Below are 20,592 nucleotides of genomic sequence, written 5' to 3' on the forward strand. Positions count from 1 at the left end.
GAACGGAAGGTGAACGACCTGAGCCCCCATTCGGGGGGAGGCGGCACGGCGTGGCGCCGAGGATTCCGCACTCGCTGTGGTATCGCCCCGATCAGATGGTCGAGGAGTGGGACTCGATCGCGACGATCCCGTGCTCCGGATGCTCCGTCGAGAGGTGCACCACGGTGAACTCCGCCGTCGAGAGGATCGCTGCGCGGGTGAGCCGACCATCGCGCTCGCCGTGCGAGGCGCGGGCCACCGCGTCGAGGATGGCCGGCAGCACGGGGGAGTGACTGCAGATGACCGAAGTCCGCTTCTTCTTGAGGCGCTTGCCGACGAACGCGGCGATGTCCTCGGCTGAGGACTCTCCGTCCTCCCAGGCGTCCTGGCCGATCACGGGCACGCGCTTGATCTCGGCGCCGATGGCATCGGCGATCGGGGTGACCGTCTCGAGACAGCGGACGGCCGGGCTGCTGAACACCGCGATCGGTCCCCAGGCCTGCAGCGACGGGACGAGGGCGGCGGACTGTGCGCGGCCTCGCGAGGCCAGGGCTCGGGCGGCATCGCTGCCGTCCGGGGAGTCGAGGTTCGCCTTGGCGTGCCGGAGCGCGATCAGCGCGAAGGTGCGGTGGTCGCCCCGCGAGCTGAGCTGGTCGAAGCGGTCGAGCAGCTCGATGTCGCGCTCGTAGCTGAGCCGCTTGCGAGCACGCGCGACAGGCAGCCATTCGATGGACTGCACCTCGTCGTTGGCCTTGAACCGGCCCTTGCGGAGCTGATCGCTGGTGACCTCGGCGGCCCAGTAGTAGACGACCTTGTCCCGACCGTTCGGCAGGAGGTACTCGGTCGTGCCGAGGGATGGGCCGAGGGTGACCTGGAACCCGGTCTCCTCGCTGATCTCGCGCACGGCGGCGACGGGCGTGCTCTCGCCCGCGTCGACCTTGCCCTTCGGCAGGCTGATGTCGTCATGCCGGCTGCGGTGGATGAGCAGCACCTCGAGTCCGGTGCGGCCGTCCCTCCAGCACACGGCGCCCGCCGCAAGGACCGGTCCGACATCGTCCATGCTCATCGGGTCAGTCTGGTCCAGGTCATCGGTGTTCGCTAATCGGAGCGGCGCTCATGACCGCTGTCGCTGTCCCCGACCGGTTGAGGTCGGTGCGGCCCTCCGCCGGGGTCGGCTCAGCGACTCCGGCGACGTGCGGTGATGTCGCGCATGGTCTTGGTCTGCAGGTCGACGAGCAGACCTCCGGTGGCGTTGCGCGAGTGCCGCGTCCACTCGCCATCGGGATCGAGATGCCAGGAGGCCGTGGTGTCGGCCATCGCCAGGTCGAACAGTCGGCTGATCTCGCGCAGGTGGCCGCGCTCCTTCAGCTGCACGAGCACCTCCACCCGGCGGTCCAGGTTGCGATGCATCATGTCGGCGCTGCCGATGAAGACCTCGGGGCTGCCGTCGTTCGCGAACCAGAAGATGCGCGAATGCTCGAGGTAGCGGCCGAGGATCGACCGGACCCTGATGTTCTCGCTGTAGTCCGGCTGTCCGGGCTTGATCGCGCAGATGCCCCGGATCCAGATGTCGATCGGCACCCCGGCGTTGCTCGCGCGGTAGAGGGCGTCGATGATCGCCTCGTCGACGATGGAGTTCATCTTGAGCCGGATGCCGGCGGGCTTGCCGGCCAGGGCGTTCGCTGTCTCGTTGTCGATCCGCTTGAGCAGACCCTTGCGGAGGTAGCGGGGCGCGACCAGCAGCCGGCTGAACTTCTTCTCGATGGCATAGCCCGAGAGCTCGTTGAAGAGGCGGGTGACCTCCTTGCCGACCTGCGGGTCGGCGGTCAGCAGTCCGAGGTCCTCGTAGATCCGGCTGGTCTTCGGGTTGTAGTTGCCCGTGCCGATGTGCGTGTAGAGCTTGAGCTCGCCGTTCTTCTCCTGACGGATGACGGAGGCGAGCTTGCAGTGGGTCTTCAGGCCGACGAGCCCGTACACGACGTGCACGCCCGCCTTCTCGAGCTTGCGCGCCCAGGAGATGTTCGCCTGCTCGTCGAAGCGGGCCTTGATCTCGACCAGGGCGAGCACGGCCTTTCCGGCCTGCGCGGCGTCGATCAGGGCCTCGACGATCGGGCTGTCGCCCGACGTGCGGTACAGCGTCTGCTTGATCGCGAGCACCTGCGGGTCGGCGGCCGCCTGCTCGAGGAACGCCTGCACGCTGGTCGCGAACGACTCGTAGGGGTGGTGCAGCAGGATGTCCCCGCGCGAGATCGCGTCGAAGACGTTCGGCTCCTCGTTGGGCTCGCTCTGCAACAGCTGGGACGCGGTGGTCGGCAGCTGAGCCGGGTAGCGCAGCGCGGGGCGGTCGAGCTTGCCGAACTCGAACAGCCGCGACAGGTCGAGCGGTGCCGGCAGACGGTAGACGTCCTGCTCGGTGATCTCCAGCTCGCGCATGAGCAGCTCGAGGGTCACAGGATCCATGTCGTCGGTGATCTCGAGGCGGATCGGCGGCCCGAAGCGGCGCTGCAGGAGCTCCTTCTCGAGCGCCTTGATCAGGTTCTCGGACTCGTCCTCGTCGACGTTGACGTCCTCGTTGCGGGTGAGCCGGAACTCGTGGTGCTCGAGGATCTCCATGCCCGGGAACAGGTATTCGAGGTGGTTGGAGATCAGATCCTCGAGCGGGATGAACCGCGTCGTGCCTGTTCCGTCGTCCGGCAGCTGGACGAATCGGGGCAGCAGCGGCGGAACCTTGATGCGTGCGAACTCGGTCTTCTCGGTCTTGGGGTTGCGCACCCGCACCGAGAGGTTCAGCGAGAGGCCAGAGATGTACGGGAACGGGTGGGCGGGGTCGACCGCGAGCGGCATCAGGACCGGGTAGATCTGCGCGGTGAACAGCTCGGCGACGCGGGCGCGGTCCTCCTCCCCGAGATCGCTCCACGCCTCGACGTGGATGTCGGCCGCATCCAGCGCCGGCTTGACCTCGTTGCGGAAGACGGCCGCGTGACGGGCCTGGAGCTCGTGGGCCTTCTCGCTCATGTCGGCGAGGACGTCCACGGGAGCGCGTCCGATGTTGGTGGGGACGGCGATGCCGGTCGCGATGCGGCGCTTCAGGCCGGCGACGCGCACCATGAAGAACTCGTCGAGGTTGCTCGCGAAGATGGCGAGGAAGTTGGCCCGCTCGAGCAGCGGCACCTTCGGATCCTCCGCGAGCTCGAGCACCCGCTGGTTGAAGGCCAGCCAGCTGACCTCGCGGTCGAGGTAGCGATCGGGCGGGAGGCTCTCGTCCTCGTCGGCTGATGTCTCGTCGAACTCGTCGGCCACATCGGCGGCCAGTCCGGCATCGCCGAGCAGCGTGTCGCTATCCATTCGGCAATTGTGGCACTGGCCGGGTGAACAGCCGGCAAACAGGACACATGCCCAGCCTCCGCCCCTATGTGTACGTTCCGGCCCCGTGTGCTCGAAATTCCGTGCACATGTGTCCGGTTCCGTAGGTAGCGAGCGACGAGGGGAGCGTCAGCCGGCGACGGTGCGCTGCTGCTCCGTGTCGTCCTCGTAGACGTTGAAGCGGTAGCCCACGTTGCGGACCGTGCCGATCAGCGACTCGAGGTCGCCGAGCTTGGCGCGCAGGCGCCGCACATGGACGTCGACCGTGCGGGTGCCGCCGAAGTAGTCGTAGCCCCACACCTCGCTGAGCAGCTGCTCGCGCGTGAACACCCGGCTGGGATGGGTGGCGAAGAAGCGGAGGAGCTCGAACTCCTTGAAGGTGAGATCGAGTGGGCGGCCGTGCACGCGGGCGGAGTAGCTGGCCTCGTCGATCACGACGCCGGAGGCCTGGATCTTGGACGCGGACTGCTCCTGGGCCATCCGCCCGATGACCAGCCGGATGCGGGCGTCGACCTCGGCTGGGCCGGCGGTCTCGAGGATCACGTCGTTGGCTCCCCAGTCCGCGGATACGGCGGTGAGGCCGCCCTCGGTGAGGATGAGGACGAGGGGGACCGAGATTCCGGTGGTGTGCAGGATCTTGCACAGCGACTTGGCCGACTGCAGATCCTGGCGTGCATCGACGAGGATGACATCGGAGGGCGGAGCGCTGATGAGCTGCGCCGGTTCGGCCGGAATCTGCCGGACACGGTGACTCAGGAGGCCCAATGCGGGCAGCACTTCCTGGTCCATGGCAGGCGTGAGGATCAACAGCTGCGCCAAAGACCCTCCAAATTGCTTGGCCCCATGCTATCCCAGGGATCGGCGGCGGTCCGCCGCGCCGCAATAGGGGACAATCGACCTGATGAGAGATCCACGATGAAGGGCCATTGGGCGGGCGTCGTCGTCATCTGGATCGCGACTGCGGTCGGGGCTGTGGTCGGGGTGGTCGTGCTGGCCCCGGACGAGCGGCTCAAGGGGCTGTCGCTGATACTCGCCGGGGCGGTCGTGCTGACCTTCTGCGTCCAGCTGCTGGTCGCCGAGAAGGTCGGCTTCGTCACCCGACTGACCGCATCGGCTCTCGGCGCGTTCGGCGTCGTGCTCCTGGCCAGCCTCGTCGGCGCCTTCCTGCCCTGAGCCGCCTCTCCTGAGCCGATGACCTCCCGGCCTGCGCGTCCCCGGCCCGCGGGTGACCACACGCGACCATGGCATCGCCCGCGATCGCTAGACTCTGAGCATGATCGTGGCGCTCGAGATCACCTACCTCTGTCTTCTGGTGCTCGCGGCACTGGCGATCGGCTGGGTGTCGCTCGTCGTCCTCTACAGCCTTTTCCGGGGTCAGCGCTGATTCTGCGCTCGCCGATCCCGCGCGTTCCCCGTCGAACCGTGCAGCCGTCCCCGACTGATCCGCGACTCCCGCACCGGGAGCGCCCGGCGGTGTCCTCATGATCAACATCCCCACCGACCTGCCGTCGGAGCTCGTGCCGCTCTCCTGGCTGCTCGGCGTCTGGGAGGGCCCGGGGCTCGTCGAGTACACGATCGGCGACGACGTGGTCCGCCACTCGTTCAACCAGCGCGTCAGCTTCAGCCACGACGGACAGCCCTACCTCAACTACACGTCCAGCACCTGGCTGGCGGATGAGCAGGCAGAGGCCGCCGATCCACTGGGGACAGGCATCGTCGTCGGTGTGCCCCTTGCGTCCGAGGCGGGCTACTGGCGACTGTCCCGCATGCTCGTCGAAGGCGATCCCGGGCCGGGAATGCTCCCGGGCGTCGGATCGCGCCCCTTCGGCACCGCGCAATCGGTCGAGACCCTGCGCAACTCGCATGGCGGCTTCGACATCCAGGTGAGCCTCGTGCATCCCACCGGCGTCAGCGAGCTTTACCTCGGGCAGGTCAAGGGTGCCCGGATCGACCTCGCCACCGATGCCGTGATGCGCACGCAGGGCGCCAAGGACTATTCGGCGGCCACCCGCCTGTACGGCCTCGTCGAGGGTGATCTGCTCTGGGCATGGGACATCGCGGCTCTCGGCCAGGACCTGCGCACCCACTCGTCGGGACGGCTCTCCCGTGTCGACTGACGCGCCGGCCGATACTCCGGCGGACGCCACCGACCCCTCCGTGGGAGCCGGCGCCAGCCCGCTGCTCGGGCTGCCCGCAGCCGTTGCGGCAGAGGGTATCGACTCCGGCGTCGTCGCGCACTACGGCAACCCGCTCGGCGAGCAGAGGCTGCTCGCCTCCGGAACGGCGCTCGCGCAGGTCGCCCGCGGTGTCGTGACCGTCAGCGGGCCCGATCGACTCAGCTGGCTCGACTCGCTCACCAGCCAGAGCATCGCCCGCCTCGCCCCCGGGGAATCCGCTGAGTCCCTGCTGCTCGACCCGCAGGGCAGGGTCGAGCACGACATCCGCATCGTCGACGACGGCGTCACCGCCTGGCTGATCCTCGAGCGCCCGCAGACCGCCGCGCTCGCCGCGTTCCTCAGCCGGATGCGCTTCATGCTGCGTGTCGAGATCGCGGACGTCAGCGACCAGCACGCGGTGATCGGGTCGCTCGATGCCGATCTCGCCCGCCGGATCCTCGGCGACGATGTGATCGTCAGCTGGCAGGACCCGTGGCGCACCGGCTCGATCGGCGGCGTCTCCTACGCACGTGCCGCCGCCGAGCACCCGGGGGCCGATTGGACGTGGTCCGAGACCGTCGTCCCCGTCGGTGCACTCGACCGCCTCGCCGCCGCGGTCATCGGAGCCGAGGTGCGGGTCGCAGGATCCCTCGCGGTCGACGCGCTGCGCATCGCCGCCTGGCGTCCCCGGCTCGGCGTGGACACCGACGAGCGCACCATCCCGCACGAGCTCGACTGGCTCCGCAGCGCTGTCCACCTCAGCAAGGGCTGCTACCGCGGACAGGAGACCGTCGCGAAGGTGCACAACCTCGGCAGGCCCCCGCGACGGATCGTCATGCTCGACCTCGACGGCTCCGAGGGCATCGTCGTTCCGGCGGGAGCCCCGGTGCTCGCGCTTCGCCAGGGCGAGCAGGTCGAAGCGGGCGCCATCACCTCCAGCGCGATCCACTACGAGCTCGGTCCCATCGCGCTCGCCGTCATCCGCCGCGCCGTCGATCCCGACGAGATCCTCACCGTCGTCGCCGACGGCGCCTCGATCGCCGCCCGCCAGGAGATCATCGTGCCGGCGGACGCGGGTCCCGCCGTCACCGACATCCCTCGTCTGCCCCGCCTCGGCCGCCCCGCGTGAGCGCCGAATTGCCACTTCCGGCTCCCACGACCGCCGCTTAGGAGCCGAAGGTGGCAACTCGGACGGCGCTCGCCGGGGTTCGGCCTGCGATCGAGAGGTCGCTGTCGCGGACCGTCGCGTCTCTGCCGGCCGTGCTGCAGATCGCGGGAGCCGCCACCGCTGGCTACGCCATCGCCCACTTCGCGCTCGGGCATCCCACCCCGATCTTCTCCTCGACCGTCGCGATCACCGCGCTCGGCTTCTCGCGCGACGCCCGTCCGATCCGCGTCGCCGAGACCGCGCTGGGCATCATCCTCGGGATCGTCCTCGCCGACCTGCTGCTGCTCGGCATCGGACGGGGCTGGTGGCAGCTGTTCGTGGTTCTCGCCGTCACCTTCCTGGCCGCTCGTCTGCTGTCGCCGAGTGTGGGCTTCGCGGCGGCGGCCGGCGTGCAGTCCGCCCTCGTGACCCTCTTCCCCGTGGTGAGCGGCCAGGAGTTCACCCGAGTCCTCGACGGACTTATCGGCGGCGCCGTCGCGCTGGTGGCGACGGCGCTGATCCCGCGCGATCCGAGGCGTGCGGCGCTGCGGGACGCCCGGCTGCTGTTCGATGAGTGCACCGAGTCGCTCGCGGCGATCACTGCAGCCCTGAGGATCGCGGACGCCGACACGGCCGTGCGGGCGCTGTCCCGACTGCGGGGGACGCAGCCGCTGGTCGATGCGTGGTCGACCTCGCTCGAGTCCGGGGCCGCGGTGGCGCGGATCTCGCCGTTCCTTCGCCGGCATCTCGCGGACTTCGACCGTCAGCGTCGGGTGCAGCGGGGGATGGACCTCGCCACCCGCAACCTCCGGATCATCGCGCGCCGAGTCGAGTTCCTCGTGCCGGACGGCCGGGAGCGGCCCGAGCTCGCGGAGCTGCTCGGCACGATCTCGGAGTGCATCACGCTGCTCGGTCGGGCGCTGCGCACCCCCAGCCTGTTCGAGGTCGCCCGGCGCGATCTCACCGTGCTCGCCAAGCACCTGCATCCCGCGCTGCTGGACGAGCCGTCGATCAGCGAGACGATGGTGCTCGTCCTGATCCGCCCGCTGATCGTCGACCTGCTGACGGCGACGGGCATGGACGAGGACGACGCCCGCGCTCTCCTCCCGCCCCTCCCCGCCTGATCCTTCCTACGTTCCGGCCCCGGTACCTACGGAATTTCGCGCACATCCGCCGCCTTCGCATGGAGGACCTGATCCGAGACGCCCGGCCGGAATATGCGAAGCGGCGGTCCCGGCCTGCGAGCCGTGATCATGTGCTCGAAACCGGCGAGCGTGCTGGTAATTCCGTGCACATTCGGCCGGAACGTAGGAATTCAGCGGGGGGCGACCTCGGGCCAGGGGAGGGTGAGCTCGCCGAGGCGGCGGCGACGCGGGGGAGTCAGCACGGTCCAGCCGTGATCGGAGAGGCGACGGACGGTCTCGAGCCAGCGCTGCTGCGCGCCGAACTCCGCGTATCCCGCCGTGTGCGCCCACAGCCGATCGAGGTCGGCGATCAGCGCGTGGATGCGCTCGCCCGGGACATTGCGGTGGATGAGCGCCTTCGGCAGCCGCTCCTCCACGATGCCAGGACGCTCCAACTCGGCCAGTCGAAGCGAGATCGTGAAGGTCTGGGGGCCGGAGGAGTCGAGCGCGACCCAGCTCGCGATCCGTCCGATCTCGTTGCTCGTCCCGTCGACGACGAGCCCGCCGGGCGCCAGCCGCGACGCCATCAGCGCCCAGGCAGCGGCGACCTCGGATTCGTCGTACTGGCGCAGCACATTGAGCGCTCGGATGACCGTCGCACGCTCGCCGCGGGGGAGCGGAACCTCGAAGCCGCCGCGGGCGAAGCTGAGGCCGTCCCGCTCGAACGGCATGGCGGCGGCGACCCGGTTGGGATCGATCTCGAGGCCGACGACGCGGGTGAGCGGGTTGGCCCGTCGGAGCCGGTCGAGCAGCTCGGATGCCGTCCAATGGGCGGCTCCGTAGCCGAGATCGACGACCAGCGGACGCTCGGCGGCGGCGAATGCGGACGACGCGGCGATCCATCGGTCGACGCGTCGCAGCCGGTTGGTTCCGGTCGTTCCGCGGGTGATCCGCCCTTCGGGCATGACCAATAAGGTAGGGGACATGCCAGCTCCGTACACGCTCGTCCTCCTCCGACACGGCCACAGCGAGTGGAACGAGAAGGGCCTCTTCACCGGCTGGGTCGACGCGAATCTCACTGAGAAGGGCATCGCGGAGGGCAAGCGCGCCGGCGAGCTGATCCGCGACGCCGAGATCAAGCCCGACATCCTCTACACGTCGCTGCTGACCCGCGCGATCCAGACCGCCAACTTCGCCCTCACCGAGGCGGACCGGCTGTGGATCGAGACCAAGCGCACCTGGCGGCTCAACGAGCGCCACTACGGAGCCCTGCAGGGCAAGGACAAGGCGGCCACGCTCGCCGAGTACGGTCCCGAGCAGTTCCAGACCTGGCGCCGCTCCTTCGACGTGCCGCCGCCCCCCATCGACGACGACGACGAGTTCTCCCAGGCGCACGACCCGCGCTATGCGGGCCTCGGCCCCGATCTGCCCAAGACCGAGGCGCTGTCCAACGTCATCGACCGGATGCTCCCGTACTGGGAGATCGAGATCAAGCCGCAGCTGCGCGCCGGCCGCACGGTGCTCGTCGTCGCGCACGGCAACTCGCTGCGTGCGCTCGTCAAGCATCTCGACGGCATCACCGACGCCGACATCGCCGAGCTCAACCTGCCGACCGGCATCCCACTGGTCTACAAGCTCGACGAGAACTACAAGCCCGAGGTCCGCCTCGGGGAGTACCTCGACCCCGACGCGGCGGCAGCCGGCGCCGCGGCCGTGGCGGCCCAGGGCAAGAAGGCTCCCATCGACGGCAGCGACGAGGCTCCGTCCAGCCCCGCCGAGCACACTCGCTGACGCTCCGCGCTATGCGAAGCGGCTCCCTGCTGCGGAAGTGTCCGCAGCGGGGAGCCGCTTGTGTCGCGCTGAGCTTGTGTCGCGCTGAGCTTGTGTCGCGCTGAGCTTGTGTCGCGCTGAGCGTCTGTCGCGCTGAGCTTCTGTCGCGCTGAGCGTCTCAGACGGTGGCTGTGGTGGAGACCGTGGAGGAGACCGGCGGGACCGCCCAGTCGCCCGTCGCCAGGTACTGGACCTTCTTGGCGATGGAGACCGCGTGGTCCGCGAAGCGCTCGTGGTACCGGGAGGCGAGGGTCGCGTCGACGGTGTCGACCGCCGCGCCCTTCCAGGTCTCGCCGAGCACCTTGTCGAAGACGCTGAGGTGCAGGTCGTCGATCAGGTCGTCGTCGCTGCGGATCTGCTCGGCGAGGGCCATGTCCTCGGTGCGGAGCAGCTCGGTGAGCTTGAGGGCGATCTCGGAGTCGAGACGGCCCATCTCCTTGAACGTGCCGCGCAGGCCCTTCGGCACGACCTTCTCGGGGAACCGGTAGCGGGCGAGCTGCGCGATGTGCGAGCTCATGTCGCCCATCCGCTCGAGCGAGGCGCTGATCCGCAGCGCGCTGACGACGATGCGCAGGTCGCGGGCGACCGGCTGCTGACGGGCGAGGATGTTGATCGCCAGCTCGTCGAGCGTGAGTGCGAGCTCGTCGATCCGGTCGTCGTCGGCGATGACGCTCTCGGCCAGGGTGACATCGGACTCGTTGAACGCCCGCGTGGCGTTCGCGATGGAGGCGGCGACGAGCTCGGCGATGGTGACCAGGCCCTCACGCACTTCGGCGAGCTCTTGCTGGAACACTTCGCGCATGTGTGGGTCCTCCCCAGAAGGCCGCGCGGAAGATCCGGCGGTGCGTTATACGACTGGCGAGTCTTTCCGGCCCAGGTTAACGGCCGGTGCCGGGACGCTGAACGGAAGCCGAACTCGCGTCCCCCCAGGCCTGGGGGGCGCTCTTGTCGGGCGCCGATAGCTAGTGTAAGGCCCATGGAATCAGCGTGGCTGGTGATCCTGGCCCTGCTGTTCGGTCTCGCCGTGGGCATCGGATTCACGCTCCTCTTCGTGGCGGCGCTGCGCCGCGGTGCGCAGGCGATCGACGCGGCCGGAGAAGAGCTCCCGGACGGGATGCAGAGCATGCTCGACGCCCTCGAGGCGACGGGCGTGGTCCTCGGACCCTCGAACATGGTCATCGGCGCGTCCGCAGGCGCGCTCTCGCTGGGCCTCATCGAGGACCGCCGCCTCGTGCACGCGCCGCTCACCGCTGTCGTCGATCGTGCCCGTTCGGTCGGAGAGTCGGTGCAGGAAGAGGTGCTGCTCGCCCGTGGGCCGTTCGGCAACTCCAATCTCAGTGTGATCGCCCGCGCCTCCCTCCTCGGCTCCCGCTACGTGCTGCTGCAGGTGGACGACCGCACCGAGGGCGTCCGGCTCGACGAGATGCGTCGCGACTTCGTCGCCAACATCAGCCACGAGCTGAAGACGCCTATCGGCGCGGTCGGGCTCCTCGCCGAGGCGCTCAGCTCCGCTGCGGACGAGCCGGAGCTCGTCCGCCGTTTCGCGGATCGGCTGACCACCGAGGCCGACCGGCTCACCCGCATCACGCGGGAGATCATCGAGCTCTCGCGACTCCAATCGGCGGACCCGCTCACCGACGCGGAGCTGGTGGACGTCGACCACATCGTGGCCAGCGCCATCGACCAGAACGCCGTGGCCGCGGAGGCGGGCGGGGTGCGGCTCGTCCGAGGCGGCGACAAGCGCAGCACGGTCATCGGCGACGAGGCGCTGCTCATCGTGGCCCTGCACAACCTGATCGCCAATGCCATCCAGTACTCGTCCCGCGGCGCGCGGATCGGCATCGGCGTGCGCGCGGGCGACGAGCTCGTCGAGATCGCCGTCACCGATCAGGGGATCGGCATCGCCGCCGAGGACCTCGAGCGGGTGTTCGAGCGCTTCTACCGCGTGGATCAGGCGCGGTCGCGCAACACCGGCGGCACCGGCCTGGGCCTGAGCATCGTCAAGCACGTCGTCCAGAACCACGGGGGCGAGGTGGCCGTCTGGTCCCAGCGCGGACGAGGATCCACCTTCACCGTGCGACTGCCGCGTGGGCTGCGGCCGAGTTCCGCCGAGCCCGCCCTCCTCGATCCAGTGGTGTTCGACACCGCCTCGCTCGACCGGATCAGCGTCTCGGCGACGGCGCCCAGCGCCTCATCCGCCGTTCACCCCGGTTCCACCGCGGTTCCCACCGCCGCCGACGCATCGACCGCCCAGCTCACCCGCGGCCACGCCGCCGGAACGGAGAACCCATGACCAGGATCCTGCTCGTCGAAGACGAGCCGGCTCTCAGCGAGCCGCTCGCCTTCCTGCTCGGCCGGGAGGGCTACGAGGTGGCCGTCGCCGCGGACGGCCCGTCGGCGCTCTCGGAGTTCGGCCGCTCGGGCGCGGATCTGGTGCTGCTCGATCTCATGCTGCCCGGACTCCCCGGCACCGAGGTCTGTCGTGAGATCCGTGCCACCTCCGCGGTTCCGATCATCATGCTGACGGCCAAGGACTCGGAGGTCGACATCGTCGTGGGCCTCGAGCTGGGCGCCGACGACTACGTGACGAAGCCCTATTCCACGCGGGAGCTGCTCGCCCGCATCCGCGCCGTGCTCCGCCGACAGGTCGAGCCCGCAGGCCCCGACGGGATGATCGAGGTCGGTCCCGTCCGGATGGACGTCGACCGGCACATCGTCACGGTCAACGGCCGGGAGACGCCCATGCCGCTCAAGGAATTCGACCTTCTCGAGGTGCTGCTCCGCAACGCCGGACGCGTGCTCACCCGCGGCCAGCTGATCGACCGGGTGTGGGGCTCCGACTACTTCGGGGACACCAAGACCCTCGACGTGCACATCAAGCGCATCCGCGGAAAGGTCGAGGACTCGCCGTCGGAGCCGACCCTGCTGGTCACCGTGCGCGGGCTCGGCTACCGGGTGGAGGACCTGCCGCCGGCCTGAGCCCATGACGTCTGAACGCGGAAGAGGGTGCCGATCCCATGGATCGGCACCCTCTTCGCATCCGACGGGCTCATCGGAGTCGGATCAGTAACTCTCTTCGACTCAGCCGACGCTCGTGTCGTCGGTGTCAGGGTCGGTGGTCACGCCCTCTGTGCCGGACGTGTCGTCGGGGACCGGCGTCTCCGTGGGGGCGGGGGTCTCGATGATCGTGGGCGTCGGAGTGGGTGTGGGGGTCGGCGTCGGCGAAGGGCTGGGGGTGAGGCTGGTGTAGGTGCCCAGCGTGCCGTCCAGCACAGGCACCTGGAGCTCCTGGCCCTCTGCATTGCCGCTCTGGAAGTAGAGCGGCAGCAGTGCGCCCGCCGGCGCCTCGATGTCTTCGAGCACGACCTGCGAGCCGGTGCCGCCGCCGATCTGGGTGATGCTGTTGGCGGCTGCGAAGACCGTGGTGGTGGCCCGAGTCGAGCCCGAGTCGTACTGGATCTCCAGCGTCCGGATGGTGTCGGTCGAGTTGACGACCGAGACCACGAGGGACGCCCGCGTGCCATCGGTGGTGACCAGGAGCGCGTTGCGCACCTCGAGATTGCCCAGATTGCCGCTCACGCCGTCGCTCGGGTCGTAGCGCTCGAGCGTCGTCTGGGGGCTGATGAAGTTGCAGGCGGTCAATCCGCTGAGGACTGCTCCGGCCAGGGCGATCGAGACGACAGCGCGTACTCCGACTCCGCGCGATCTCACGATGGGCCTCCGATTCACCGGGTGTGGAACAGGGAACAGCTGGGTGTTCGGAAGCACTGCGCGCCCCCTCCAGCCATCCGAAGCCTATCGCATGGGGGGTGCCCGGCTCGGGCTGACCGGAGGCTTGTCGGCCCCTCTGTGCTAGAATCTAGGCCGGTCGAAAGGACTCATCACCCATGCTTTTCGAGGTCGGCGAGACTGTCGTATACCCCCACCACGGGGCAGCAACCATCACAGAAGTCAAGAAGCGGATGGTGAGAGGTGAAGAGAAGGTCTACCTCAAGCTGAACGTGACGCAGGGCGATCTGACCATCGAGGTCCCCGCGGAGAACGTCGACCTCGTCGGCGTCCGCGACGTGATCGGCAAGGAGGGCCTCGACCGCGTGTTCGAGGTCCTGCGTGCCCCCTTCACCGAGGAGCCGACCAACTGGTCGCGTCGGTACAAGGCCAACCTCGAGAAGCTCGCCTCCGGCGATGTGATCAAGGTCTCCGAGGTCGTCCGCGACCTCTGGCGTCGTGACCAGGACCGCGGGCTGTCCGCGGGGGAGAAGCGGATGCTCGCGAAGGCGCGGCAGATCCTCATATCCGAGCTGGCGCTCGCGGAGAAGACCGACGAAGAGAAGGCCTCGACGGTCCTCGACGAGGTCCTCGCGTCCTGAGCCGTTCGTCGGCGATCGAGTTGCTCGGCAAGCGATCGGGAACGGCTGGCTCCGTGACGACGGCGGTGATCGTCGTCGCCGCCGGGAACGGCACTCGCCTGGGCCTCGGCCCGAAGGCGTTCGTGACCGTCGCGGGGCGGAGCCTTCTCGAGCTGACCCTCGAGCGCGTGAATCGCGTTCGGGGTGACGTCGAGGTGGTCGTCGTCGCGCCCGCGAGCCATCTTGGAGAGGCTCAGCGGCTGGCATCCGGCGCTCGCGTCGTTCCAGGCGGTGCGACCCGCCAGCAGTCGGTGGCAGCGGGGCTCCGTGCGCTCGGGCCCGATGTGCAGCGCGTGCTCGTCCACGACGCGGCGCGCGCATTGACGCCGACGGCGCTCTTCGATGCCGTCGCCGATGCAGTCGCGGTGTCGAACGCCGGCGTCATCCCCGCCCTGGCGGTCGCGGACACCATCAAGCGCATCGACGCCGATGGCACCGTCCTCGGCACCGTCGACCGCTCGGAGCTCGCGGCCGTCCAGACGCCGCAGGGCTTCCCACGCGACCAGCTCGACCTGGCCTACTCCGCCGTCGAGGCGGACCACACCGACGATGCAGCGGTCTTCGCGGCATCCGGAAGGACGGTGATCGTGATCCCCGGCGATCCTCTGGCGTTCAAGGTGACCACTCCGGACGACCTGGCGAGGGCCGAGCAGCAGCTGGCCCGGTCCGAGCCCCACGTCCCCGCTGTCCGCACGGGCATCGGGATCGACGTCCACGCATTCGGCGGCGACGCCGAGCTGCGGCTGGCAGGGCTGAGCTGGCCGGGGGAGCAGGGGCTCGCCGGGCACAGCGACGGTGACGCCGTGGCGCACGCGATCTGCGACGCGCTGCTCTCCGCAGCCGGCCTGGGGGACATCGGATCGCGCTTCGGCACCGACGATCCCCGCTATGCAGGCGCCGCTGGTGAGGTGTTCCTGACCGGCACCGTGGCCCTGCTCGCAGAGGCGGGCTTCGCGCCGAGCAACGTCTCGGTTCAGCTCGTCGCCCAGCGCCCGCGCTTCTCAGCTCGTCGCATTGAGGCTGAAGCGGCCCTCTCCGCGCTGGTCGGCGCGCCGGTCAGCATCGCGGCCACTACCTCCGACGGCCTCGGATTCACCGGCCGCAGCGAGGGCGTGGCGGCGATCGCGACCGCACTCATCCGCACGATCTGAGCGCACAGCCCACTCGATAGGCCGAACTGCCCAGTTCTGCCACCTGGGGGCGCCCCCGACCGGCAGAATTGGGCATCTCAGCCCACCGTGCAGCGCTTCGAAGCCGCAGTTCCGCGGGTCAGTACCATTGAGCGGTGACCGTTCGCCTCTTCGACTCCCTCTCGGGCGGTCTGCGTGACCTCGAGCCGCTCGTCGAGGGCCAGGTCGGCATCTACGTCTGCGGCCCGACGGTGCAGTCGTCGCCGCACATCGGCCATCTGCGGTCCGCGCTCGTCTACGACCTGTGGCGTCGCTGGCTGACCTATCGCGGGCACCGCGTCACCCTGGTGCGCAACGTGACCGACATCGACGACAAGATCCTCGCCAACGCCGCCAAGAGCGGGGCCGAAGGGACCAGCGAGGAGTGGTGGGCGCTGGCCTACCGCTACGAGCTCGAGTTCACCGCGGGCTACACCGCCCTCGGAGTCCTCCCGCCGACCTACGAGCCTCGGGCGACCGCCAGCGTTCAGCAGATGATCGAGCTCATCCAGCGACTCATCCAGCGCGGGCACGCCTACCCCGCACCCGACGACTCCGGTGACGTCTACTTCGACACCGGGAGCTGGGCGGAGTACGGCGCGCTCACCCGCCAGAAGGCCGACGACATGGTGGCAGCGACGGACTCGGATCCGCGAGCCAAGCGCGATCCCCGCGACTTCGCGCTCTGGAAGGGGCGCAAGCCGGCCGAGCCGGAATCCGCGTCCTGGGGCTCGCCATGGGGAGCGGGTCGCCCCGGCTGGCACATCGAGTGCTCCGCGATGGCCGCCCGCTACCTCGGCCCGCAGTTCGACATCCATGGCGGCGGGCTGGATCTGCGCTTCCCGCATCACGAGAATGAGCTCGCCCAGTCCCGGGCTGCCGGCGACGCCTTCGCCAACCACTGGGTGCACAACGGGCTGGTCAACGTCGGCGGCCAGAAGATGTCCAAGTCGCTCGGCAACTCGGTCTACGCGGCCGACCTGCTCGCGGCCGCCCGTCCGATCGTCGTGCGCTACTACCTCGGCGCCGCCCACTACCGCTCCGTGCTCGACTACCACGACGGTGCCCTCGCCGAAGCGGAGGCCGCGCTCGACCGGATCGAGACCTTCCTCGAGCGCGCCGCCCGACAGCTCGACGACACCGCCGTGCCATCCGGCATCGAGCGGGTGCCGGATGCCTTCGCAGCGGCGCTCGACAACGATCTCGCGGTTCCGGAAGCGCTGGCGGTGCTGCACGAGACGGTCCGAGCCGGGAACGCGGCTCTCGACGCGGGCGACCTGCAGGTCGCTGCCGCACTGCGCGGCGAGGTGACCGCGATGGTGCAGATCCTCGGCGTCGATCCGGCATCCAGCACGTGGCAGGGGGGCGTCGATACCGCCGGCCGCCAGGCGCTCGGAGCGCTCGTCGACCGCCTCCTCATCGACCGCCAGGAGGCGCGCGCCTCGAAGGACTTCGCTCGAGCCGATCACATCCGCGACGAACTGGTCGCCGCAGGCATTACGCTCGAGGACTCTGCCAACGGAACCCACTGGAGCATCAATGGCGAATAAGCCAGGGCGCGCCGGCGCCGTACGCAAGTCCACGAGCGGCGCCAAGGTGGGCACCGGCGGCCACGGACGCAAGGCCCTCGAGGGCCGCGGACCCACTCCGAAGGCCGAGGACCGCACCTACCACTCCGCCGCGAAGCGCAAGCAGCTCCGCGAGCGGGCCGAGGCGCGCTCCGGCACATCGTCCGGAGGCGGCGACACCCGCTCCCGCGCACCCAAGCGCAAGTCCACGAGCGACGAGGCCGAGATCGTCACCGGCCGCAATTCTGTCGTCGAGGCTCTGCGCGCGCGCATCCCCGCGACGGCTCTCTACGTCGCCCAGCGCATCGAGGTCGACGAGCGGGTCCGCGAGGTGCTCTCCGTCGCGAACAACCGCGCGATCCCCATCATGGAGATCACCCGCCCCGAGCTCGATCGGATCGCCGGCGAGAACGCCGTCCACCAGGGCCTCGCGCTCAAGGTGCCGGCGTACGAGTACGCGCACCCGCTGCAGCTCCTCGACAACCTCGAGGCCAAGGGCCAGCTGCCGCTGCTCGTCGCCCTCGACGGGATCACCGATCCACGCAATCTCGGCGCCATCATCCGCTCGGTCGCCGCGTTCGGCGGTCAGGGCGTCATCGTTCCCCAGCGCCGTTCGGTCGGCGTGACTGCGGCCGCCTGGCGCACGTCGGCGGGTGCCGCCGCTCGGGTGCCGGTCGCCATGGCCGCGAACCTGACCCAGACGCTCAAGGCGCTCAAGGAGCGCGGCGTATTCGTGATCGGCCTCGATGGCGACGGGGACACCCCGCTGCCCGGACTCGAGCTCGCCGATCAGCCGGTCGTGCTGGTCGTGGGCTCCGAGGGCAAGGGGCTGTCCCGCCTCGTCACCGAGACCTGCGACGCCGTGGTCTCGATCCCGATCCACGCCGCTACGGAGTCGCTCAACGCGGGCATCGCCGCCAGCGTCACCCTGTATGAGATCAGCAAGCTCAGGGCCGCAACGGAGTAAGAGGCCGCTGGTGCCGGGGCCGGCGGATCACAGATCGGCGCGACCGGCCTCGATACGCGCCGTAGACGGCGCTACTCGACCAACGTCTATGGTCGGGGAGTTCTCGGGAAGGTGACCCGACTCTGCGGCCTCGATACGGCCGTGAACGGCGCTACTCGACCACCGGGCGTTCCACTCGCCGGCTCTATACCTTCGAGCGCCAGTCGTCTCCGTCGGCGGGGTCCACCGCAGCCTCGAGGTCGCCCGGCCGCAGGTCGATCGGCGCGGTGAACATGCCCGTCGCCGGGTTGATCATCATCGCCTCGTCACGGCGGTGCCGGAGGATGTCGTCGATGTAGGCGGAGACCGCCTCGGCGAGCGGCACGTCCCTGCTCTGGTTCTGCGACATGAACCAGCGGTGCTCCAGGAGCTGGTGGAAGATCTCCGCCGGCTCGAGCTTGCCCTTGAGATCCTTCGGGATCGCGCGGACGACCGGCTCGAACACCGTCGACACCCACTCGTGCGCCATGGCCTCCTCGTCGAGGTGCGGCTTGCCGAACGCCGCAGAGTAGGAGTCCAGGTCGTTGAGCAGCCGACGGGCCTGATTCTCCTGGGCATCGATGCCGGTGAGTCGGATCAGGCGGCGCTGGTGGTGGCCCGCGTCGACGACCTTGGGCTGGATGCGCACCTGGGTGCCGCTCTCATCCGTCTTGATGACCAGCTCCTCGATGTCGAAGCCCAGCTCGTTGAGCCGGTCGACCCGCTCGTTGATCCGCCAGCGCTCCTGGTTCGGGAAGGTCTCCCAGCCGGTCAGCTCCTTCCAGAGCGTGCGGTACTGGGCCACGATCCGCTCGCTGATCTCGAGCGCATCGAACTCGTCGGCCACCCGGCCGCCGGCCTCGAGGTCCATGAGCTCGCCGGCGATGTTCACCCGGGCTACCTCGAGGTCGTTCTCGCGCTGTCCGTTGGACAGCCCGCCGGTGTAGAGCTTGCCCGTCTCCGCGTCGACGAGGTGCGCCGCGAACGAGCCGGCGTCGCGGCGGAAGAGGGTGTTCGAGAGCGACACATCGCCCCAGAAGAAGCCGATGATGTGCAGCCGGACGAGCAGCAGGGCGAGCGCGTCGACCAGACGCGTGGCGGTGTCCGGCCGCAGCGACTGCGAGAACAGGGCGCGGTAGGGCAGCGAGAACTTGAGGTGGCGCGTCACGAGGACGGAGTCGAGCGGGGCGCCGTTCTCATCCGTCCGCCCGGCGATCACCGCGACCGGCTCGACGCACGGGATCTCGAGCCGCTGCAGCGTGCGGAGCATCTCGTACTCGCGGCGGGCGAGATCGTCGGAGGTCTCCTTGACGGCGATGACGTAGCCGGAGAGGTTGACGAAGCGGACGAGGTGGCGCGAGATGCCCTTCGGCAGTGTCGCGATGTTCTCGTCGGGCCAGTCCTGCAGAGGAAGGTCCCACGGCAGATCGAGCAGCGCGGGGTCGACCATGGCGGCCTGGATGTTGAGAGAACCGGAGATAGCCATCGGGCCTCAGCCTAAATGTCGGGGAACGGAAAGGGGCCTGCCGCGGAAACGCGACAGGCCCCCAATGCAGGTCAGTCGACCCGAATGGACTCGTGCTGACTAGTGCGCGATGGCCGTGTCGAGCAGGCGCTCGCCCGACTCCACGTCGAACGCGTGGATGTGGTTCGGCGCCGGCATGAGGTAGACGGTGTCGCCCATGTTCGGGTGCGAGCGGCCGTCGACGCGCGCGACGATGTCGGTGCGGCGACCTTCGACCTCGGAGTGGCCGTAGAGGTAGCCGTCGGCGCCGAGCTCCTCGACGAGGTCGACCGTGACCGGCAGCCCCTCGCCCTGGACCTCGGACACCACGATGTCCTCGGGACGCACGCCGACCGTGATCTGCTTGGCCTTGGTGGCCGACGCGAGCGCACGGTCGATTCCGATGACGGCCGTGCCGAAGCGCACTCCGCCGCCCTCGGCGACATCGGCGGTGAACAGGTTCATCGCGGGGCTGCCGATGAAGCCGGCGACGAACACGTTGTTCGGCTTCTCGTAGAGGTCGCGCGGGGTGCCGACCTGCTGGAGCAGTCCGTCCTTGAGCACGGCGATCCGGTCGCCCATGGTGAGCGCCTCGGTCTGGTCGTGCGTGACGTAGACGGTGGTGACCCCGAGGCGGCGCTGGAGCGACGCGATCTGGGTGCGGGTCTGCACGCGCAGCTTGGCGTCGAGGTTCGACAGCGGCTCGTCCATGAGGAACACCTGCGGCTGGCGGACGATCGCGCGGCCCATCGCGACGCGCTGACGCTGACCACCCGAGAGGGCCTTCGGCTTGCGGTTGAGGTAGGGCTCGAGGTCGAGCAGCTTGGCCGCCTCGAGCACGCGGGTGGCGCGCTCGTCCTTGCCGATGCCGGCGATCTTGAGCGCGAAGCCCATGTTCTCGGCCACGGTCATGTGCGGGTACAGCGCGTAGTTCTGGAACACCATCGCGATGTCCCGGTCCTTCGGCGGCACGTCGGTGACGTTGCGGTCACCGATCAGGATGGCGCCGGAGTTGACCTCTTCGAGGCCGGCGAGCATCCGGAGGGAGGTCGACTTGCCGCAGCCCGAGGGGCCGACGAGGACGAGGAACTCGCCGTCCGCGACATCGAGGTTGAGCTTGTCGACCGCGGGGCGGGTTCCGCCGGGGTACAAGCGGGTGGCGTTGTCGAAAGTGACAGTTGCCATGGTTGAGCATCTCCTTCACCGGCAGGTACGTGCCGGACGATCCGTAGTGAAAGTACGACCGCGCGTCATCACACGGTCACGCCAAGTATGGCACCGCAAGAAGCCCAGATGGGCGGTCGATTTCCGGATGCCGCCGCGACACAGTGCGGATCCAGGCCCCTCCTTGGGCCTTT

19 protein-coding genes are annotated in these 20,592 nt (G+C 69.3%); 11 read left to right on the forward strand and 8 right to left on the reverse strand.

Annotated elements, in window-relative coordinates; genetic code table 11:
- Positions 1-91: 91 nt before the first annotated feature.
- From E6C64_RS14225 to E6C64_RS14235, 3 genes are all read right to left on the reverse strand, one after another.
- Entirely contained in the window at positions 92-1,045 is a 954-nt protein-coding gene (locus E6C64_RS14225) for an NUDIX hydrolase (protein WP_233255634.1), read from the reverse strand.
- Between the two features lie 110 nt (positions 1,046-1,155).
- Complete coding sequence (locus tag E6C64_RS14230) at positions 1,156-3,324, reverse strand: RNA degradosome polyphosphate kinase (protein ID WP_136428140.1); 2,169 nt, start codon at positions 3,322-3,324, stop codon at positions 1,156-1,158.
- 147 nt (positions 3,325-3,471) lie between these two features.
- A complete protein-coding gene (locus tag E6C64_RS14235; RefSeq protein ID WP_199241043.1) occupies positions 3,472-4,161 on the reverse strand; it encodes a response regulator transcription factor in 690 nt (229 codons plus the stop codon).
- Positions 4,162-4,257: 96 nt separating this feature from the next.
- Here E6C64_RS14235 and E6C64_RS14240 point away from each other — a divergent pair, with 96 nt between their 5' ends.
- From E6C64_RS14240 to E6C64_RS14255, 4 genes are all read left to right on the forward strand, one after another.
- Positions 4,258-4,515 (forward strand): hypothetical protein, encoded by a 258-nt coding sequence (locus tag E6C64_RS14240; RefSeq protein ID WP_136428142.1) that lies wholly within the window; start codon positions 4,258-4,260, stop codon positions 4,513-4,515.
- A 308-nt stretch (positions 4,516-4,823) separates the two neighbouring features.
- On the forward strand, positions 4,824-5,459 hold the full coding sequence (locus E6C64_RS14245) for a heme-binding beta-barrel domain-containing protein (protein ID WP_136428143.1): 636 nt from the start codon (positions 4,824-4,826) through the stop codon (positions 5,457-5,459).
- 40 nt (positions 5,460-5,499) lie between these two features.
- Positions 5,500-6,627: a CAF17-like 4Fe-4S cluster assembly/insertion protein YgfZ gene (gene ygfZ, locus E6C64_RS14250; RefSeq protein WP_136428718.1), complete on the forward strand. Its 1,128-nt coding sequence runs from the start codon at positions 5,500-5,502 to the stop codon at positions 6,625-6,627.
- Between the two features lie 50 nt (positions 6,628-6,677).
- Positions 6,678-7,769, forward strand: a complete 1,092-nt coding sequence (locus E6C64_RS14255) for an FUSC family protein (RefSeq protein ID WP_136428144.1) — start codon at positions 6,678-6,680, stop codon at positions 7,767-7,769.
- A 191-nt stretch (positions 7,770-7,960) separates the two neighbouring features.
- Here the strand turns inward: E6C64_RS14255 and E6C64_RS14260 are convergent, their stop codons facing one another.
- Complete coding sequence (locus E6C64_RS14260) at positions 7,961-8,734, reverse strand: class I SAM-dependent methyltransferase (protein ID WP_136428145.1); 774 nt, start codon at positions 8,732-8,734, stop codon at positions 7,961-7,963.
- Positions 8,735-8,753: 19 nt separating this feature from the next.
- On the opposite strand from E6C64_RS14260, the gene E6C64_RS14265 reads away from it, so the two are divergent.
- The gene (locus E6C64_RS14265) at positions 8,754-9,560 is read left to right on the forward strand and encodes a phosphoglyceromutase (protein ID WP_136428146.1); all 807 of its coding nucleotides are present in this window, start codon (positions 8,754-8,756) and stop codon (positions 9,558-9,560) included.
- A 157-nt stretch (positions 9,561-9,717) separates the two neighbouring features.
- Here E6C64_RS14265 and phoU read toward each other — a convergent pair whose 3' ends face one another.
- Positions 9,718-10,401, reverse strand: coding sequence for a phosphate signaling complex protein PhoU (gene phoU / locus E6C64_RS14270; RefSeq protein ID WP_136428147.1), 684 nt, complete (start codon positions 10,399-10,401; stop codon positions 9,718-9,720).
- A 174-nt stretch (positions 10,402-10,575) separates the two neighbouring features.
- Between phoU and E6C64_RS14275 the strand changes: the two genes are divergently transcribed.
- Both E6C64_RS14275 and E6C64_RS14280 read left to right on the forward strand, forming a co-directional pair.
- Positions 10,576-11,892: a sensor histidine kinase gene (locus E6C64_RS14275; RefSeq protein WP_136428148.1), complete on the forward strand. Its 1,317-nt coding sequence runs from the start codon at positions 10,576-10,578 to the stop codon at positions 11,890-11,892.
- Positions 11,889-12,578: a response regulator gene (locus tag E6C64_RS14280; protein ID WP_136428149.1), complete on the forward strand. Its 690-nt coding sequence runs from the start codon at positions 11,889-11,891 to the stop codon at positions 12,576-12,578. The genes E6C64_RS14275 and E6C64_RS14280 overlap by 4 nt, the downstream gene beginning before the upstream one ends.
- A 102-nt stretch (positions 12,579-12,680) precedes the next feature.
- Here the strand turns inward: E6C64_RS14280 and E6C64_RS14285 are convergent, their stop codons facing one another.
- The gene (locus E6C64_RS14285; protein ID WP_136428150.1) at positions 12,681-13,310 is read right to left on the reverse strand and encodes a DNA modification methylase; all 630 of its coding nucleotides are present in this window, start codon (positions 13,308-13,310) and stop codon (positions 12,681-12,683) included.
- A gap of 176 nt (positions 13,311-13,486) precedes the next feature.
- Here E6C64_RS14285 and E6C64_RS14290 point away from each other — a divergent pair, with 176 nt between their 5' ends.
- From E6C64_RS14290 to rlmB, 4 genes are all read left to right on the forward strand, one after another.
- Entirely contained in the window at positions 13,487-13,969 is a 483-nt protein-coding gene (locus tag E6C64_RS14290; protein ID WP_136428151.1) for a CarD family transcriptional regulator, read from the forward strand.
- Positions 13,970-13,983: 14 nt separating this feature from the next.
- A complete protein-coding gene (gene ispD / locus E6C64_RS14295) occupies positions 13,984-15,159 on the forward strand; it encodes a 2-C-methyl-D-erythritol 4-phosphate cytidylyltransferase (protein WP_438941871.1) in 1,176 nt (391 codons plus the stop codon).
- 134 nt (positions 15,160-15,293) lie between these two features.
- Complete coding sequence (cysS, locus tag E6C64_RS14300; RefSeq protein ID WP_136428153.1) at positions 15,294-16,727, forward strand: cysteine--tRNA ligase; 1,434 nt, start codon at positions 15,294-15,296, stop codon at positions 16,725-16,727.
- Positions 16,717-17,712, forward strand: a complete 996-nt coding sequence (gene rlmB, locus E6C64_RS14305; RefSeq protein ID WP_136428154.1) for a 23S rRNA (guanosine(2251)-2'-O)-methyltransferase RlmB — start codon at positions 16,717-16,719, stop codon at positions 17,710-17,712. The genes cysS and rlmB overlap by 11 nt, the downstream gene beginning before the upstream one ends.
- A 184-nt stretch (positions 17,713-17,896) precedes the next feature.
- Here the strand turns inward: rlmB and E6C64_RS14310 are convergent, their stop codons facing one another.
- Both E6C64_RS14310 and E6C64_RS14315 read right to left on the reverse strand, forming a co-directional pair.
- On the reverse strand, positions 17,897-19,210 hold the full coding sequence (locus E6C64_RS14310; RefSeq protein WP_136428719.1) for a DUF4032 domain-containing protein: 1,314 nt from the start codon (positions 19,208-19,210) through the stop codon (positions 17,897-17,899).
- A gap of 105 nt (positions 19,211-19,315) precedes the next feature.
- Complete coding sequence (locus tag E6C64_RS14315) at positions 19,316-20,419, reverse strand: ABC transporter ATP-binding protein (RefSeq protein ID WP_136428155.1); 1,104 nt, start codon at positions 20,417-20,419, stop codon at positions 19,316-19,318.
- Positions 20,420-20,592: the final 173 nt, after the last annotated feature.

Origin of the sequence: Naasia lichenicola, from assembly GCF_004801885.1 — a bacterium.
In the GTDB taxonomy this organism is placed as follows: domain Bacteria; phylum Actinomycetota; class Actinomycetes; order Actinomycetales; family Microbacteriaceae; genus Naasia; species Naasia lichenicola.

Coding starts and splice junctions, on each gene's coding strand:
- E6C64_RS14315 (WP_136428155.1), bottom strand. CDS start 20,419: ATGGCAACTGTCACTTTCGACAACGCCACCCGCTTGTACCCCGGCGGA.
- phoU (WP_136428147.1), bottom strand. CDS start 10,401: ATGCGCGAAGTGTTCCAGCAAGAGCTCGCCGAAGTGCGTGAGGGCCTG.
- E6C64_RS14230 (WP_136428140.1), bottom strand. CDS start 3,324: ATGGATAGCGACACGCTGCTCGGCGATGCCGGACTGGCCGCCGATGTG.
- E6C64_RS14240 (WP_136428142.1), top strand. CDS start 4,258: ATGAAGGGCCATTGGGCGGGCGTCGTCGTCATCTGGATCGCGACTGCG.
- E6C64_RS14245 (WP_136428143.1), top strand. CDS start 4,824: ATGATCAACATCCCCACCGACCTGCCGTCGGAGCTCGTGCCGCTCTCC.
- E6C64_RS14265 (WP_136428146.1), top strand. CDS start 8,754: ATGCCAGCTCCGTACACGCTCGTCCTCCTCCGACACGGCCACAGCGAG.
- E6C64_RS14275 (WP_136428148.1), top strand. CDS start 10,576: ATGGAATCAGCGTGGCTGGTGATCCTGGCCCTGCTGTTCGGTCTCGCC.
- E6C64_RS14225 (WP_233255634.1), bottom strand. CDS start 1,045: ATGAGCATGGACGATGTCGGACCGGTCCTTGCGGCGGGCGCCGTGTGC.
- E6C64_RS14260 (WP_136428145.1), bottom strand. CDS start 8,734: ATGCCCGAAGGGCGGATCACCCGCGGAACGACCGGAACCAACCGGCTG.
- E6C64_RS14280 (WP_136428149.1), top strand. CDS start 11,889: ATGACCAGGATCCTGCTCGTCGAAGACGAGCCGGCTCTCAGCGAGCCG.
- rlmB (WP_136428154.1), top strand. CDS start 16,717: ATGGCGAATAAGCCAGGGCGCGCCGGCGCCGTACGCAAGTCCACGAGC.
- E6C64_RS14290 (WP_136428151.1), top strand. CDS start 13,487: ATGCTTTTCGAGGTCGGCGAGACTGTCGTATACCCCCACCACGGGGCA.